Source organism: Niallia taxi (assembly GCF_032818155.1).
Lineage (GTDB): Bacteria > Bacillota > Bacilli > Bacillales > Cytobacillaceae > Niallia > Niallia taxi_A.
The window spans coordinates 3,768,880-3,785,374 of the sequence record NZ_CP102589.1; the positions used below are offsets into that span (position 1 = coordinate 3,768,880).

19 protein-coding genes and 1 riboswitch are annotated in these 16,495 nt (G+C 37.4%); of the genes, 7 read left to right on the plus strand and 12 right to left on the minus strand.

Going from position 1 to position 16,495, the window contains the following annotated elements:
- Window positions 1–160 precede the first annotated feature (160 nt).
- A complete protein-coding gene (gene cax, locus NQZ71_RS18805) occupies window positions 161–1,234 on the minus strand; it encodes a calcium/proton exchanger (RefSeq protein WP_144456082.1) in 1,074 nt (357 codons plus the stop codon).
- Between the two features lie 233 nt (window positions 1,235–1,467).
- Here cax and NQZ71_RS18810 point away from each other — a divergent pair, with 233 nt between their 5' ends.
- The 3 genes from NQZ71_RS18810 to NQZ71_RS18820 all read left to right on the plus strand — a co-directional run bounded on the left by NQZ71_RS18810 (window position 1,468) and on the right by NQZ71_RS18820 (window position 5,332).
- Window positions 1,468–1,887, plus strand: coding sequence for a pyridoxamine 5'-phosphate oxidase family protein (locus tag NQZ71_RS18810; RefSeq protein WP_317011130.1), 420 nt, complete (start codon window positions 1,468–1,470; stop codon window positions 1,885–1,887).
- 145 nt (window positions 1,888–2,032) lie between these two features.
- Window positions 2,033–3,208 (plus strand): MFS transporter, encoded by a 1,176-nt coding sequence (locus tag NQZ71_RS18815; protein WP_317011131.1) that lies wholly within the window; start codon window positions 2,033–2,035, stop codon window positions 3,206–3,208.
- Between the two features lie 198 nt (window positions 3,209–3,406).
- A complete protein-coding gene (locus tag NQZ71_RS18820) occupies window positions 3,407–5,332 on the plus strand; it encodes a heavy metal translocating P-type ATPase (RefSeq protein ID WP_317011132.1) in 1,926 nt (641 codons plus the stop codon).
- A gap of 226 nt (window positions 5,333–5,558) precedes the next feature.
- Here NQZ71_RS18820 and NQZ71_RS18825 read toward each other — a convergent pair whose 3' ends face one another.
- The 3 genes from NQZ71_RS18825 to NQZ71_RS18835 form a co-directional block, all read right to left on the minus strand.
- On the minus strand, window positions 5,559–6,380 hold the full coding sequence (locus NQZ71_RS18825) for a YihY/virulence factor BrkB family protein (protein ID WP_127740059.1): 822 nt from the start codon (window positions 6,378–6,380) through the stop codon (window positions 5,559–5,561).
- 122 nt (window positions 6,381–6,502) lie between these two features.
- Window positions 6,503–6,898 (minus strand): YtxH domain-containing protein, encoded by a 396-nt coding sequence (locus NQZ71_RS18830; protein ID WP_144456088.1) that lies wholly within the window; start codon window positions 6,896–6,898, stop codon window positions 6,503–6,505.
- Between the two features lie 32 nt (window positions 6,899–6,930).
- A complete protein-coding gene (locus NQZ71_RS18835) occupies window positions 6,931–7,404 on the minus strand; it encodes a low molecular weight protein-tyrosine-phosphatase (RefSeq protein WP_144456090.1) in 474 nt (157 codons plus the stop codon).
- 191 nt (window positions 7,405–7,595) lie between these two features.
- Here NQZ71_RS18835 and NQZ71_RS18840 point away from each other — a divergent pair, with 191 nt between their 5' ends.
- Window positions 7,596–7,820: a DUF1128 domain-containing protein gene (locus NQZ71_RS18840; protein ID WP_127740065.1), complete on the plus strand. Its 225-nt coding sequence runs from the start codon at window positions 7,596–7,598 to the stop codon at window positions 7,818–7,820.
- 179 nt (window positions 7,821–7,999) lie between these two features.
- Here NQZ71_RS18840 and NQZ71_RS18845 read toward each other — a convergent pair whose 3' ends face one another.
- Both NQZ71_RS18845 and treR read right to left on the minus strand, forming a co-directional pair.
- Window positions 8,000–8,515: a type 1 glutamine amidotransferase domain-containing protein gene (locus tag NQZ71_RS18845; RefSeq protein ID WP_144456092.1), complete on the minus strand. Its 516-nt coding sequence runs from the start codon at window positions 8,513–8,515 to the stop codon at window positions 8,000–8,002.
- A 78-nt stretch (window positions 8,516–8,593) separates the two neighbouring features.
- Complete coding sequence (treR, locus tag NQZ71_RS18850) at window positions 8,594–9,304, minus strand: trehalose operon repressor (RefSeq protein WP_144456094.1); 711 nt, start codon at window positions 9,302–9,304, stop codon at window positions 8,594–8,596.
- A gap of 347 nt (window positions 9,305–9,651) precedes the next feature.
- On the opposite strand from treR, the gene NQZ71_RS18855 reads away from it, so the two are divergent.
- Window positions 9,652–9,975 carry a helix-turn-helix domain-containing protein gene (locus tag NQZ71_RS18855; RefSeq protein ID WP_127740071.1) on the plus strand — a complete coding sequence of 108 codons (324 nt, stop codon included), beginning with the start codon at window positions 9,652–9,654 and terminating at the stop codon, window positions 9,973–9,975.
- A gap of 245 nt (window positions 9,976–10,220) precedes the next feature.
- Here the strand turns inward: NQZ71_RS18855 and NQZ71_RS18860 are convergent, their stop codons facing one another.
- Window positions 10,221–10,340 (minus strand): anti-repressor SinI family protein, encoded by a 120-nt coding sequence (locus tag NQZ71_RS18860; RefSeq protein ID WP_375545208.1) that lies wholly within the window; start codon window positions 10,338–10,340, stop codon window positions 10,221–10,223.
- Window positions 10,341–10,376: 36 nt separating this feature from the next.
- Window positions 10,377–10,462: riboswitch (cyclic di-GMP riboswitch) on the minus strand.
- A gap of 671 nt (window positions 10,463–11,133) precedes the next feature.
- Between NQZ71_RS18860 and NQZ71_RS18865 the strand changes: the two genes are divergently transcribed.
- Window positions 11,134–11,460, plus strand: a complete 327-nt coding sequence (locus tag NQZ71_RS18865; protein ID WP_127740073.1) for a helix-turn-helix domain-containing protein — start codon at window positions 11,134–11,136, stop codon at window positions 11,458–11,460.
- Window positions 11,461–11,543: 83 nt separating this feature from the next.
- On the opposite strand, the gene NQZ71_RS18870 is transcribed toward NQZ71_RS18865, so the two are convergent.
- The 5 genes from NQZ71_RS18870 to NQZ71_RS18890 form a co-directional block, all read right to left on the minus strand.
- Window positions 11,544–12,458 carry a pseudouridine-5'-phosphate glycosidase gene (locus tag NQZ71_RS18870; protein ID WP_144456096.1) on the minus strand — a complete coding sequence of 305 codons (915 nt, stop codon included), beginning with the start codon at window positions 12,456–12,458 and terminating at the stop codon, window positions 11,544–11,546.
- A gap of 15 nt (window positions 12,459–12,473) precedes the next feature.
- Entirely contained in the window at window positions 12,474–13,571 is a 1,098-nt protein-coding gene (locus NQZ71_RS18875; RefSeq protein WP_185764577.1) for a carbohydrate kinase, read from the minus strand.
- Between the two features lie 120 nt (window positions 13,572–13,691).
- A complete protein-coding gene (motB, locus tag NQZ71_RS18880) occupies window positions 13,692–14,513 on the minus strand; it encodes a flagellar motor protein MotB (protein WP_317011134.1) in 822 nt (273 codons plus the stop codon).
- A complete protein-coding gene (gene motA / locus NQZ71_RS18885) occupies window positions 14,506–15,306 on the minus strand; it encodes a flagellar motor stator protein MotA (protein ID WP_127740082.1) in 801 nt (266 codons plus the stop codon). Before motA ends, motB begins: the two co-directional genes overlap by 8 nt.
- Window positions 15,307–15,745: 439 nt before the next feature.
- A complete protein-coding gene (locus tag NQZ71_RS18890) occupies window positions 15,746–16,123 on the minus strand; it encodes a DnaJ family domain-containing protein (protein WP_317011135.1) in 378 nt (125 codons plus the stop codon).
- A 151-nt stretch (window positions 16,124–16,274) separates the two neighbouring features.
- Between NQZ71_RS18890 and NQZ71_RS18895 the strand changes: the two genes are divergently transcribed.
- Entirely contained in the window at window positions 16,275–16,430 is a 156-nt protein-coding gene (locus NQZ71_RS18895; RefSeq protein ID WP_164849731.1) for a hypothetical protein, read from the plus strand.
- Window positions 16,431–16,495 lie beyond the last annotated feature (65 nt).

Genomic DNA, 16,495 nt, shown 5'->3' on the forward strand with positions numbered 1-16,495 from the left:
GGTGGTCCGATGGAAGCGACTTGATTTTGTCCAAGGAACATAAGCAAACAATAATTATACTTATTTAGCCTAAATCAAAACGATAAAGGTGATGCCATCTATAAAAAGCCGTCCAGCTGTAAAGAAAGCTGGACGGCTTTATATTTTTTCTAAGGACAGTTTACAGCAGGTAGAACCCTACCCCCATAATCAAGTAGGCAGCAAGCAATGTTGCTCCTTCAAACCAGTTTGTTTCCCCATCATTTGAGATGATAATCATGAGTAAAACAGCAGATGCCATCGAAACCAACTCTGGCAAGCTGAAAACAAGTGACAGGTTTGTCGGGAACATAAGCGATAGCAATACGAGCAAAGGTGCTACAAACATTGCTACCTGCAAGGTGGAACCAATTGCAATCTCAACAGAAATGTCCATCTTGTTTTTATATGCCATAAGGACTGCAGAAGCATGTTCTGCTGCATTCCCAACAATCGCGACGATAATAATCCCGATAAACAGCTCTGACCATCCGAACGATTCTGCAACAATTTCAAATGTATGAACAAGATTTTCGGATATGTAGGCAACCGCCAATGTTGCAAGAGCGAGTATTAGTACACTTCTCTTTACACTCCACTCAGGCACCTCTTCATGGTGGCTTCCTGCTGCTCCACCCTCTTTATTATTTTCTGTTTGATATACTCCTCGATGTGTAACAAGCTTAAAGAATAGTGCTGCTAAGTATAACAAAATAAGAATAATGGAAATTCCAATACTTAATGTTAATGTTTCTGATTCGTTCATGGAAATAGAGAAAACCTCTGGAATAACAAATGCAACGATGACCGCAAACATCAGCAAGCCTGAATTATGTCTTGCATCAAACACATTATATGTTTGTACCTTGTATTTAAGACCGCCAATAAAAAAGGACAGTCCTGCAACAAGCAGCAGGTTTCCAAGAACGGAACCTGTCAAGGAAGCCAAAACAACCTCTGTCAGTCCCTCCCTCAAGGCAAAAATCGCAATGATTAATTCGACTGCATTTCCAAATGTGGCATTCAGCAAACCGCCAATTCTTGGTCCGGCGACAATCGCCAAGCTTTCTGTCGCTCTCCCCATAAAGCTTGAGAGGGCAATGATGGTCAAACAGTATACGATAAACATGAGAATGCTCGGCCAGTGCAGCAATGAGCCAATAACAGATATTGGAACCCCAATGAGGACTGCCAGGGCAAAAATTTTATTTACCACTTACCCCACTCCTTTTATTTTTAACATTAAAATCTTCCCTGACTTTATTTTTCCTAAACATCATTTTTTCAAACCTTTAACTTCTCACAGTTCACAGACCAGTATATTTCAGGTTTATCCAAACCATTCCGTAATATACCAACATTTTCTGCTTTTTTGATTAGGAATTAGGGTATATAAAATACAGATAAACCACCAATACTAACAAGGAATGGAAAGGAGTTTTTTTAATCATGAGTGAAGCATTAAAGACAAAGATACTGGAACTATTCGAAAATCAAAAAACTGGCACATTAGCGACAATACAGGACCAAAAACCATACAGCCGCTTTATGCTTTTCTTTCACGATGACCTGACACTTTATACAGCAACAAATAAAGAAACACATAAGGTTGATGACATTGGACAAGAACCAAATGTTCATATTCTTTTGGGTGCTCAAGATGCTAACCCTTCTGGTGCATATTGTGAAATCGAGGCAACAGCCTCTATTGAGGATTCAAAAGATAAAAAAGAAAAATATTGGGATGACTCGCTAAGCAAATGGCTTGGTGGTCCGGATGATCCCAATTATGTGCTATTACAGTTGAAGCCACAGAAAATTCGTTATTTTGCCGATTCTGCTTCAAAAGCAGAATTGCTTGAATTGTAAAACAAAAAAACAAGCTGCCGCTATTTCTAAAGCGGCAGCTTTCTTTATTTTAATGGAAATTTTTTATTGCCAATCCTTCTCTCCTTACGTTACCATTATTTAGGGATACTAAATTTTTTATACAGCTATAAGGAGCATTTACATAATGACTAACAAAAAGTTTGCAATACTGATCAGCATCGTCAGCATATCTGGCTTCAGCCAAGGGATGCTGCTTCCACTGATTGCTGTTATCTTTGAAGGTGACGGGCTGTCTTCGAGTTTAAATGGCTTGAATGCAGTAGGCTTATACATGGGCATCCTGCTCATTTCTCCTTTTATGGAATACCCGCTCCGAAAATACGGATATAAACCAGCGATTGTTTTTGGCGGGCTGCTCGTTATTTTATCATTAGCTATGTTTCCGCTATGGAAAACATTCTGGTTTTGGTTCTTTTTGCGTTTGCTTATCGGTATTGGAGATCATGCCCTCCATTTCGCAACACAAACATGGATTACAACTGTTTCCTCAGAAAAAAACAGAGGAAGGAATATTTCCTTGTATGGCGTGTTTTTTGGCATTGGATTTGCAGTTGGCCCCCTTATGACACCATTAGTGAAAATAAATGAGGCCATTCCTTTTATACTCTCATCAGCCTTATGCTTTGCTGCATGGATATTCACCTTGTTCTTGAAGAATGATTTTCCTGAGCAAACAGTTGAGACAAATTCATTTAAAGATACAATTTCTCGTTTTTCTTCCGCTTTAAAATATGCGTGGGCAGCCTTTCTTCCTCCCCTGGCATATGGTTTTTTGGAATCAAGCCTAAATTCCAGCTTTCCCGTTTACGGGCTGAGATTGGACTTCCAGCTTTCTGAAATCTCGATTTTATTAACATGCTTTTCCATTGGAGCGATTGTTTTTCAGTTCCCGCTTGGAATATTAAGCGATTCTTACGGACGAAGAAGAACATTAATTACCATTCTTTTAGTTGGCTTTGTCTGTTTCCTTTCAGCAAGCTTTGTGGAGCAAAGATTTATCGGGCTTGCCATTTGTCTGTTCATTGCTGGTATGGCAGTTGGGTCCACCTTTTCTCTTGGTGTCAGCTATATGACCGACCTAGTGCCGACAACATTGCTTCCAACTGGAAATTTGCTGTGTGGAATGGCATTCAGCATCGGCAGCTTAACAGGACCATATCTTGGTGGACTGTTTATTCAATATGTTGAAGATCTCAGCTATTTCCTTGTTATAAGTACAATGCTGTTGCTATTAGGTTTAATCATTTTTATTTCCGGAAAGCAAAAAGGTCAGAAGCAAGCAAATACAGTCCCAAATTAAGGCAAAAGTATACCAATTGCTGCTAGTTTATGTTAGGATTAAAATAACTAAATACGAATAAAGCACGAAGTCTGATTTTATCAGCGTGCTTATGAAATTTTGCTGTCACCTATACAGGTGGCAGCTTTCGTGTTTTTTAGGGGTAATGAAGCTGATTATCTTTCTCATTAATAATATAAAAAATTAGGAGGAATACCTATGTTGACGGAAACAAAACCAATCACACAACAAGCACCTGCACCTAAGTCACCCTTGTTAGAAAAGGTCCTGCCACATCTGGAACTGATTGCTGCAGGAATATGCGGGCTGTTGATTCTTACAGGCTGGCTGCTTGATCACTATCAATCAGAAGCACTATCCACTATCTCGTATATACTCGCATTTATAATCGGCGGCTTCGCTAAAGCAAAGGAAGGTATTGAAGAGACGATTGAAAACAAAGCATTAAATGTCGAGATGTTGATGGTGTTTGCTGCTATTGGCTCGGCAATTATTGGCTATTGGACAGAGGGAGCTGTACTGATCTTTATTTTCGCTGTAAGCGGGGCTCTCGAAACATATACAATGAATAAAAGTCATAAAGAAATATCTGCATTGATGAATCTTCAGCCTGAAAAGGCATGGAAGGTTATGGCTGATGGTTCAGTAGAGCTTATTCCTGTTGCTTCCCTTTCCATCAATGACCGAATTTTAATAAAGCCAGGCGAAAGGGTGCCAGCAGATGGAAGGATACTTTCAGGCGAAACGGCAATAGATGAAGCAGCTATAACTGGCGAATCACTGCCTGTAACGAAAAATATTACTGATGAAGTTTTCGCTGGGACAGTAAATATCAGCGGCTCTGTGACAGTTGAAATAACTAAAAATGCTGATGAAACACTTTTCCAAAAAATTATTGCACTTGTCCAGTCGGCTCAAAGTGAAAAGTCACCTGCCCAAGCATTTATAGAAAAGTTTGAAGGCACTTATGTAAAGGTAGTGTTAGCCATTGTTGTCATCATGATGTTCCTGCCTCATTTCGTATTAGGCTGGAGTTGGAATGAAACATTCTACAGAGCGATGATTCTCCTTGTTGTTGCTTCACCTTGCGCACTTGTGGCAAGCATCATGCCTGCGACTTTGTCTGCCATTTCTAACGGCGCACGAAACGGAATATTGTTTAAAGGCGGCGTCCATTTAGAAAATTTGGCAGCAGTCCAGGCAATTGCCTTTGACAAAACAGGAACACTTACAAAAGGAAATCCAACTGTAACTGATATTTATGTGAAGGAAGGCTATAAGAAGGAAACGGTACTCCTTTATGCAGCAAGCATTGAAAATCACTCGAATCATCCACTAGCCAAAGCAATCGTGGAGAGTGCAGCTGCAACCCTTCAAAAGCCGCTTTTGGCACTTGCTAATGTTCAAAACAGCTCTGGTTGGGGCGTCACTGCAAATATTGATGGCGTAGAGTGGAAAATCGGAAAAGCAGATTTTGTGGGGACAAGTGAAGCAAAAAGCTTTCATGCTTCAATTTATGACCAGCTATCGCTGGAAGGAAAAACAGTAGTTTTTATTGCAACAAACGACGAAATAATCGCATGTATCGGTTTAAAGGATATTGTCCGCAAAGAAACACAAGCAGCAATTCAGCTATTGAAGGATTATCAAATTCATACACTTATGCTGACTGGTGACAGTGAAAAGACAGCCCATGCTATTGCCAAGGAAAGCAGTGTCCATGAGTATATAGCAGAATGTCTGCCAGAACAAAAGGTTGACCATATAAAGGCATTAAAGAATCGATATGGTATGGTGGCTATGGTTGGTGATGGCATCAATGATGCACCTGCACTTGCCACTGCACAAGTAGGAATTGCAATGGGCGGAGGGACAGATGTGGCCCTTGAGACAGCAGACATTGTTCTTATGAAGAATGATCTACCAAAAATTGCTGAAGCGATAAAATTATCAAAACGCATGAATAGAATCGTCAAACAAAATGTTGTATTCTCTATCTCTGTCATTATGCTCCTGATTATTTCTAATCTCTTGCAAGCAGTTGATCTTCCCTTCGGCGTAATCGGCCATGAAGGCAGCACCATTCTTGTCATTCTCAACAGTCTTCGTCTACTGCGGAGCTAACAAAAAAGCAGCCACTATGTAAGTGGCTGCTCTTTTATTTAGTGATAACCGTTTTGTCCATTTGATGAACCGGATGTTTTATGTTTTGGCTTACTTTTGCTGTTTTGTTTAGTCTTTTTGCCCATTGCTATCACCCCGTTATAATAATTTCCCCAAGCTTATTTTATGTTTTCTGGTCATTATTATAAGAGGTAAAATGCGGTCTTTTTGCACATATGCTGGCAATTTAGCAAGGCTTCTTCTTACGGCTTGTGAATATCGCGTTGACAATTCCGCCAATGATGATAATAATTCCAGTTAAATAAAACCAGATCATTAGCACGATAATTGCACCAATCCCGCCATATGTTGCTGAATAGTTGCCGAAATTACCTACATAAAAGGAAAAGCCCAGTGATACAAGCACCCACCCTATTGATGCAAAAAGGGCACCAGGAATGGCACTTACACAAGTGATTTTCTTGTTTGGAGCTACCCAATATAATGCAAGGAAAACAATAAATAAGATGACAGGAGACACTAAAAAGCGCAGTGCTCTCCAAACACTTAAAAACTCATCCGATAAATTGAATTGGGAAAACAAAAACACACCTATCTGCTCTCCAAACACTGGCAGCAGCAATGCGATTACCACAACAGCAATCATACCTAGTGTTAATACAACAGACATGGCTCTTGCCACAATAAAGGAACGTGTTTCTTCTACTTCATATGCTTTATTGAGTGCCTTGATAATCGCATTCAACCCATTTGAAGCAGACCAAATTGTTGCAATGATACCAAAGGAAAGCAATGTCCCGTTTCTGCTGAGAACTTGCTCCAGGTTTGTTTCAATGATATCCATACTATCGCCTGGAGCAAATTGTGAAATCAAATTTAACAAATCATCCTTTGTGATTGGCAAATACGGCAATAATGTCATCATAAAAATGATCAGCGGAAAAATTGAAAGTAAAAAGTAATACGCGAGCTGTGCCGCAAGATCAAACACATCATCATTTTTTATTTTTACTGCTAATTGCTTCACAAAACTAGTTGCCTCTCCCATAAACCCCACCTGCCTATTTGTCGGTTTAGCTAATATTGTTCTTTTCCCCTACTTCCCGCAAGGACAAACCTGTTCTTTATAATATCCTCTTAGGACAGGCATTAGCTACAAAAGTCTAGGGTTTAGTGTGTATACTGAGGCAAGTACTGTGTGCTTGAAGTGCTTGATATGCTTGATGTTAATCCATGCGGCTTGTACTCCTCCTCATGTATACTGTCTGAAGTGAAAGCATCCTTCGTTTCCTTCACAATGCTTGCGATTGTCGGTGTAACCTCTTTTAGCTCCTCGACCTTTTCCATAATAAATGCAACATCGCTAGAAACCTTCTCAGCTGTTAGCTTTACCTTTTCAGATGTATCTGTGATACTTGAGCTCATTGAGTCAAAATCGGTGAAGGAGGATTTTAGATTCCTCATTTTGTACATAGAATTCTTCCTCGTTTGTTTATCAAGCATACTTAAAGAAGCTCCTATCAAACCGCCTAATAAAATCCCTTTCACTAAGCTAATCTGTGCCATATGCATCTTCCTTCCATTTAGAATTTAGATAATTACAAATGGTATTTATTCCTGATGCTTCTCAGCAATCCCCTACAACCATCTGTTACCATCTTGTATACCTCATCAAAGTTGCCAGTATAATAAGGGTCAGGTACTTCTTCATATACCCGATTTTCTGCAAAATCCATCAGTAAATGGACTTCAATTTCTTCGAGTTGTTCATTTAAAAGCCTGATATTTTCCCGATTGCTGTTATCCATCGCAATTAAATAGTCGAAGCTGTCCAAATCAGCTATTTGCAGCTGCCTTGCCAATATTCCTGTATCGCTAATCAAGTTCTTTTTCAATATTTCTCTTGTTCCTTGATGCGGCGGATTCCCTGTATGCCATCCGCCAGTACCTGCTGAATCGCATGTAATGTGGTCTTGCAGCTTTTCTTTTTTGACAAGATCCCGAAATATTGCCTCTGCCATTGGTGACCGACAAATATTTCCTAGGCAAATAAATAACACACGAACTTCCATCTTATTTTTCCTCCATTTCATAAGAACATACATTAATTCCTAACAGCATGTTTTGTTTTAGCTTATCTTAATTTGCTTCATTTTGAAAAGACAAATATGAATTGACATTTGTTCGTGCACATGAAAAGATAGAAAAAAAGTGGGACAAAAGATTTGCTTGATCTAAGATCCTGCAAAAAGGAGAGATTTTTGTGAACTTAGAAATTAAATCAACTGAAAATGTGGAATATATGATTGAACAAATAAAGGAAAAGCTGAAGGTGCTAAATTTTGGCGCAATCAAACCTACACATTTTGATGAAGAAATGTATGTGGAGTTAAAGGAAATTTATGAGCATATTATGAAAAGAGATTCTTTTAGCCCAAATGAAATGCAGGCATTAGCTGAGGAATTAGGAAACTTGCGTAAGAAATAATACAACACCTCTTTAAGAGGCTTTGATAAACAAATTTAAAGCAATGATAAATAATTTCATCTAACATTGAAACACTGGTGCGGGTTGCTATTGTACTTATACAGAAACAAACTCTAAATAAAAAAACTGAACTATTAATCGATAATAGTTCAGTTTTAACCACTGTTTTTGTTTACACTTTATTTCTCAAGAAGCTTTAAAGATTCTCTAGTAAATGCAGGAATATCCTCTGGTGTTCTGCTTGTCACAAGCTGGCCGCCGCAAACCACTACCTCTTCATCTTTATAAGTTGCGCCTGCATATTCCATGTCTACTTTAATAGACTTGTACCCAGTTGCATTTCTTCCTTCTAATGTTTTAGCTGTAATCAATAGCTGTGGTCCGTGACAGATTGCGAATACTGGTTTATTGCTGTCCATAAAGGATTTTGCGAATGCAACAGCACGATCATCTCCACGGAGCTGGTCAGGCGAAAATCCACCAGGAATAAACAACGCATCAAACTCATCTGGAGTAACATCATCGATACTTTTATCGATTTTTACTTCCGCTTCCTTTTGTTTGCCTGTCACTGTTTTTCCTGCTTCGAACTCAATTGTCACTACCTCGTGTCCAGCTTCCTTGAAGGACTTTGCCGGCTCCGTATACTCTGAATCCTCGAACATATTAGTTATTAATGTTGCAATTTTACTCATATAGGGAACATCTCCTTCTTTTTGATTTCAGAGATAAATTTCCCCAATTGGACAAGATAAAACATAAAAATGATAAATTTATTCATTACGCCTTGCAAAATCAACAAACCTGAACTTATCTGGTCTATGTCTCGATTCAGTATATTGGAAAAGGGTAGCGTTTTCAAAATAGATATAATTCTTCACGACAACAATCGCTTGAAATCCTTCTAAATCAAGGAGCCGATAATCCTCTTCTGTTGGAATCTCAACCGTAAATTCTTTTCTCGCAAAACCGATCTTCAGCTTCAAATCCTTTTCGATATAATCGAAGATCGAATGACTGCAGATTTCCTTTGTGAGTCCAGGAACAAATCTTTCCACAATATAGTCTTTATCAAGAATGATTTTTTCTTTATTTATTTCCCTGATACGTGATACTTCCCAAATGGATTCATCCTTTTTAAGATTCATTTCCTTTTGGAGAACTGCTGTAGGTACATTTTTAGCAAAGCTTTCAATATGAGTGACAGAGCTGCTGCCCATTTTTTCAGCTAATTCCTTAAAGCTCACAAGTCCTGATATTGGAAACTGCAGCTTTTGCATATCTAGTACTAGAGAACCTTTTCCGCGCAATTTTTGAATATACCCCTTCTGAGCAAGAATATTTAATGCTTTACGAATTGTTTCTCTTGATGTATCATACCGCTCCGCTAATTCATTTTCAGAAGGCAGTATACTGTTTGGTGCATATTTCCCATTTCTTATCGCTGTTTCAATTTCTTCAAATATTACTAAGTATTTATTCATCCCTTTTCACCAACGTTCAATTAGCCTTTTATTTCTTCGCCTCTATTCTACCTTTTTTATTATGGCTTGTCTAAAAACGAAAAAACGTAAAAAATTCAAAAAAGAGGTTTATATGGTAAAAAAACAGGGTATTGATTACGATAAGTATTTATAAATAGATATAACAAAAGGTCTTTGTTCATATATTTTCATAAATTAGTATCATTTAATGCGGTAAAATTGTATAATTTATGAATTTTTTTTGGTAGTATTAACAAAATCATCGAACAATTTGTTCTTTATATGGAACTTTTGTATTATATTTGTTATGATATTATTACATATAGTGATAAGGTGTGTGAGACTGTATGATCGGTGATCGTGTTAAAAAACTTCGCTTAGAAAAAAGAATGTCATTGTCAGAACTTGCTGAACAAGCAGGTGTTGCAAAATCTTATTTAAGTTCCTTGGAGCGCAATCTCCAGTCAAATCCATCCATACAGTTTTTAGAAAAAATTGCTTCTGTTTTTAATGTTCCAGTCGACCATCTTATAAATGAGCAGCAAAATAAAGATGATCTTGACACAGAGTGGCTGAAAATCGTAAAAGAAGCAATGGACTCTGGTGTTTCCAAAGCTGAATTCCGAGAGTTTCTTGAATATAATAAATGGAGAATTGAACAAAAAAAATAGAACTTTTACAGTTCACTTAAATAAGATAATTATAAGACACAAGCAATTGTGTCTTTTTCATTTATTCTTTAAAGCAGTCTGTAAAAGAAATATATAAATGAGCAGAAATAAATCTATGCTTACTTCATTATGTATCTGAATTTTAAAATAATTTTAGGTAAATACAAAAATTGCGCGCTAATTTTTCCTTTACATAAATTAATGAGGTTTTATTAATTAAGTACTATCTTGAATTAAGTAATCTTCTAATCGTTATTGATGAAATTACGCACATCTTTTATGTCCAGTCCTATTTTTTTTGCTTCCTTCATTAACTGAATCCATTCTGTGTCTAGTTCTTCTACAACTAATTTTTCCTCTATCACTTAATTCTGCCCCTCTCCCAAAAATACTTATTGTACTTTGGCAGTCCGGCTGTCATTGTTCAATAACTTTAGACCCGTGACTTTGCGTCCCAATCTTTCGAGTTGGTTTGCCCTGTTCTTTTATGAATTTTATTATATAACTTTTCTTTTTACATATGTGTATAAATTTGTAAGAAATTTTGAATTCCAACAAATTATTTTTCTACTTTTTTCTACATTTTTACATAATTCTAGTATACATTTGCCATTTTTTTGTATAATCATGTTGGTTTCTGTCGAAATATTCAACTAAGTTTATTTGTCTTTTTTTACATACTGATTTCTGTATGCTGATAAAACTTTCTTAAAAGAATAATTCACATGAATTTTTTCAAAGGTCATTGCATCAAAAAACGGGTACTTAGTGAGGTCATTATTGCAGACTGGACAAAACCATTCTCCTCTTTCACTGCTGCTGTATGAAGGCCGATTGCACTTATCACAGTTTTTTCTATACATATTCCACCTGCTTTACATATCCTTTTATTAGTCAGTTGAATGACTAATGACCATTAGTGCCAAAAATAGTTCTTTTTAAATGATTTTTTGTTCTTTTTATAGAACTCATGAATTTAGTATAGTTCAATTATCTCATTTTGGAAAATTCTAAAATCCGTTATTTTTTCTCTTTAACGAACGGTTTTCGTTCTTTTTCTCGAATTTACTCCGTTATTCTAGCTTTTTTTGTATTTTTTATTGAACAAAACGTTCGTTATAATGAAATCATGTTATATTACATAAGGAGATTTTTCTAATGGTTGGTACAGCACTGAAAAGATTGCGGTTAGAAAAAGGCTACTCGATCAATGAGCTATCTGACCGGGCAGGTGTCTCTAAGTCTTACTTGAGCTATATTGAACGGGGAATTCAGAAGAATCCTTCATTACAGGTCCTTTCAAAGCTTGCTTCTACCCTTGACACACACGTGGAAGAGTTACTCGAAACAAATCCAACTTCAACAGACAACTTGGATTCAGAATGGGTAAACTTAGTAGAGGAAGCCATTAAGGAAGGAATAACAAAAGATGAGTTTTCTTGCTACCTGGAGTTCATCAAATTCAAAAAGTCATCTGCAGATTGACGACACCGTTTAATGGATTCGCTTCCATAAAAAAAGACATATGGTGTTTCCTTTAAAGGAAACACCATATGTCTTGTGCCTGATCACTTTTTGTTTAATTCAACAGCAATCCTTGAGCCTACTTCAGCATTATTTTTTACTAATGCGATATTTGCTGTCAAGCTTGTGCCTTCAGTAAGTTCCTTCACCTTGCTGAGCAAGAAAGGTGTAACATTCTTACCGCTAATGCCGTTTTCCTTCGCTTCATTTAAAGCCGTTTCAATGATGTTTGTAATATATGATTCTTCCATAGCATCATCTTCAGGAATTGGATTTGCAATTACCACTCCACCTTTAAGACCAAGCTCCCATTTTGTACGGATCATGTCTGCTGCCAATTGTGGCTCATCAACAGTGAAGTTGACGTTAAATTGACTTGTTCTTGTATAGAAGGCAGGTAATGTTTCTGTACCATATCCAACAACAGGCACACCGAATGTCTCTAAATATTCAAGTGTTAATCCAATATCAAGGATTGACTTCGCACCTGCACATACAACAGCTACACTCGTTTGAGCTAATTCCTGTAAGTCTGCAGAAATATCCATTGTTCGCTCTGCTTCACGGTGAACCCCTCCGATTCCGCCTGTCACAAACACTTCTATTCCTGCAAGCTCAGCACAAATCATCGTTGCAGCAACAGTAGTTGCACCGTTTTTCTTATTTGCAATCAAATATGGCAAGTCTCTTCTGCTTGCTTTTTCAATATCATTGCTTTTTGCTAAAAATTCAATTTCATCATCAGAAAGTCCTATCTTAATTTTCCCATCAATAATGGCAATTGTTGCAGGAACTGCCCCATTTTTACGAATGATGTCTTCTACTTCTTTTGCTGTCTCCACATTTTGCGGATACGGCATTCCATGAGAAATAATCGTTGATTCTAATGCCACAATCGCCTTGTTGTTCTTCTTTGCTTCTAATACCTCGCTTGAGTATTCTAGCCATTCTGTTTTCATGAATTCATTTCTCCTTTAATCAAAGTATTTTTTGAAGGTGTCCTGCAGTTTTTTCTGGTTTAATAATGGATTAACTGTTTCGTGTGATTGAAGTGTCAACAGTGAGCATGCAATGCCAATCTTGCAGCAGTTTTCTGTATTCAACCCTTTCAAATAGGAATACATAATGCCAGCAACTAAAGAATCTCCCGCACCTGTCACGTCTTCAATTTCAATCGGAGGTGGCAAAATGACACCAGCTTCCCCTAGTTTTGTAAAGAAAATCAGACCCTTGTCTCCACGAGTTATTACTACTCGCTCGACGCCTTTTTTCATGATGATTTCAGCGGCCTTAAAGAAGTCACCTTCTTCGTAAATCCTCATATCAGATAATGCCTCTGCTTCATCCTTATTGGCAATCAGCCATGTTACTCCCCTCAGGTCGTTCGGCAGCTTTTTCACCTTTGGAGAAGAAACAGGTGTGACACAAAGCTGCAAATTTTCCTTCCTGCTTCTAACAATAACCTGCTCAAGAACGTCAGCTGGGAAGTTTGTATCTAAAATTATTAGTTCAGCTGAGGCAATATGACCCCAGCGCTTTTCAATTATGTCTTGTGTCATGCTGTCGTATATGGACATATCCGCCAAAGCGACTGTCATCTCTCCTTCTACATCAAGCAAAGCAGTGTATGTACCTGTAACGTAATCTTCTGATACTAGAGTTGGTTTCATATCAGCGTAAAGCTTCGTATAGTCAATTATCCAATCACCGCTATGGTCTGCTCCAACCATTGTTAACAGCGAGCTGTCCATTCCAAGGCGCCCAAGGTTTTCTGCAATATTGCGGGCTACCCCGCCACATGATTGACTCGTGCTGGCAGGATTTGAGGTTCCAAATTTAATCTTCTCCTCGACTTGAATTTTTCTATCTATATTAGCACCACCGATGCAAATAACTTCTCTTTTTTGTGGTAATACATAGGCCCTTCCTAGCAGTTTCCCTTCACGCGTTAGCGCAGAGATATATCCAGCAACTGCTGATCTTGATAATCCTGTTTTTTCCGCAAGTTCATTTTGCGTTAGAAACGGATTTTCTTGTATCAGCTGCAATATCGTAATCTCTTTTTCATTCATTTTTTCACCTCCACCTTCTTCAACATTTGTCTATATTATAAACTTATGTTTATTTCAGAACAAGCATTATTTTCTAACTTTTCACAAATATGCATTTTTCAAAAAAAAAGAAGACTATTTCTAGTCTTCTGTAACCGTTCTTGGCTGTATTAAAATTTCAACCCGCCTATTTTTCTCCCTGCCTTTTTCGGTTTTATTGCTGGCAATCGGCTTAAATTCACCATATCCTTTTGCACTAAAGGAACTTGGATTAAGCTTATCATTATTACGCAATAACAGCTTCATAAAGTTAATCGCTCTTGAGACACTTAAATCCCAGTTTGATTCGAACTCAGCATTCTTAATCGGTACATTATCTGTATGACCGCTGACAATGATGCTTCTCGGCGGGTCCATAATTAAAAGATTGGAAATCTCTGAAACTAGATGTTCATCCTTCTCTCTAATATTCGCGTTTCCTGATGTAAACAGGACATTATCCCTTATGGAGACAAGCAGACCTTCATCTGTCAAATAGGTTTCCAGTTTATCTTCTAAATTGTTTTTCTCTATATAACTATCTAATTTATCTTGAACACCTTGCAGTTCCTCTTGATCTTGCTTTTGCTGTGCTTCTGAGAGCTCTTCCTCTGACACATTTGTGTTCTTAGAGGATTCTTCCTCAGATGCGTCTCCCTTGGTTTTATTGTTTTCATCCAAGTCTGACTTTTCTTCTACTTCAGCAGGAGTAGGACTCGGATATTCAAAGATACCAGTTCCAGCTTGAAATTCCTGATTAAAAACTTCTGCCAATGCAGCAAACTTTTTCTGATCAACAGAGCTCATCGCATATAAAACGATAAACAATGCCAGCAGCAATGTCAGCAAGTCAGCGTATGGAACAAGCCATGATTCATCTACATGCTCCTCATGATGCTCCTTCTTTTTTCTTTTCTTACTCATTTCCACTCACACTGCCTTCCATTTCCTCAAGGAATTTCTTCCTTTCAGATATCGGCAAATAGGATGCTAGTTTTTGTTCAATAACACGTGGTGCTTCTCCTTCTAAAATAGACAGGATTCCTTCAATCATCAAGTATTTTTGTTTTGCTTCGATTTTTGACTTTCTTTTCAGCTTGTTAGCAAATGGATGCCATAATACGTAACCTGTAAAAATACCAAGCATTGTCGCAACGAATGCTGCTGATATAGCATGACCAAGACCTTCTGAATCGTCCATATAACCTAATGCGGCAATAAGCCCGATAACAGCTCCAAGTACTCCAAGTGTCGGAGCATAAGTTCCTGCTTGAGTAAAGATTAATGCAGAAGCTTGATGGCGATCTTCCATTGCTTCAATTTCTTCTGATAGAACATCACGAATATATTCAGCGCTTTGACCATCTACTGACATGGACAAGCCATTTTTCAAAAACGGATCTTCCACTTCATCTGTTTTTGATTCTAATGCCAACAAACCTTCTTTACGAGCTAATTGAGCCCATTCAGAAAACATGCGGATAAGCTCCTTCGTGTCTGGAACCTTTTGTTCTTTAAAGATAACTCCAAATAATTTAGGAACTTTTTTAATTTCACTTGTAGGGAAGGCAATAACTACTGCTGCTATAGTCCCTAAAATGATAATCAGAAGGGCAGCTGGGTTTGCAAGAACAGAAGGGCTTACCCCTTTAAAAACCATTCCGACCCCTACTGCAATAATTGCTAATATAATACCAATTAATGATGTTTTATCCATAAAAACCACCTATCATACAGTTTATTCTTTTATCTTTTATTGCTATTACTTTTTTGTTTTATTACAGTTTAATGACTTTCTCTTCCTTTTCTTCGACATTTCTCAGCAAGTTTTTAGGAAAAAATTGATTTTTATTTATATGAAATTTGTGAACGTTTTTTGAACATGAATAAATTTGCTAAAAAAAAGCAAAATATAACCCTTTTAACCATGAATATTTAATAATTTCTGCTAGCTGCTAAACAATGGATCTTGGGATTTTAAATAAAGTATAGGTATACAATTAGTTCATTCCATTGCGCTGCGGTCACTCGCCTTCCCTTAGCAGTCGAATATAAAAAAACTGAGCTATTAATCGAAAATCGATAAATAGTTCAGTTTCACAACAGCTTTCTAACTATGAATAAACTTGAGTAAGTATTGTTACTAAATAACCAGGCTATTTGCTCAGCTTATCCTCTACTTTTTGCTGGTAGCCTCCAATTAGTTTTGAATGGCTGGTCCCTGTTCTTTTTTTCATTATTTGATGGAATTGAATTAGCTTTTGATTGTATTTGGTTTGTAATTTTGCAGTTTCAGCTTTATCCGTGCACGCCTTGATAAGATCCTCGATTGTAAGCAATTCTTGCTTTAGTTCATTTTCTTCGATTGAATATCCGCTGTTTTTCAAAATTCGGTAAGCCATGCGCAATTCCTGTGGTACAGCTGCCAAACTGTCTTTAGGCAAGGGCTTTCCGAATCCAGGAAGATTATTAAATTCTCCTTCTTGATAGGCTCTTTTTATCTTATCTTCCGAAACGATTGAAGAGAAATCCATCTATGCACATCCTTTCCTTTTTTATTAGTATAGCCTAGCAAAGGAGGAAATTCCTCGTTTATACCCGTATTTCCGATTAAAAATATGCCGTTTAGAAGAATAGAAATCTTTCTTTATCAGGACACTATTACAGTAAGAAAGGGGTGTAATAATGGCTAGAGGAAAACATTTCGAACATAAGAAAAAGCATCACCCAGGTCCACTCCCAGAAGGTGTAAGAAAACATACACATGCAGAAGATGCACCTGAAGATGAAGAATTTATCGTGACACAAGAAGCTTTTAAAAATCGCATAGAAGAAGAATGACTGCATGGAAAGACGGCTTACATGCCGGCTTTCCTCTCCATAACTATCCTCCGTTTATCCATTCC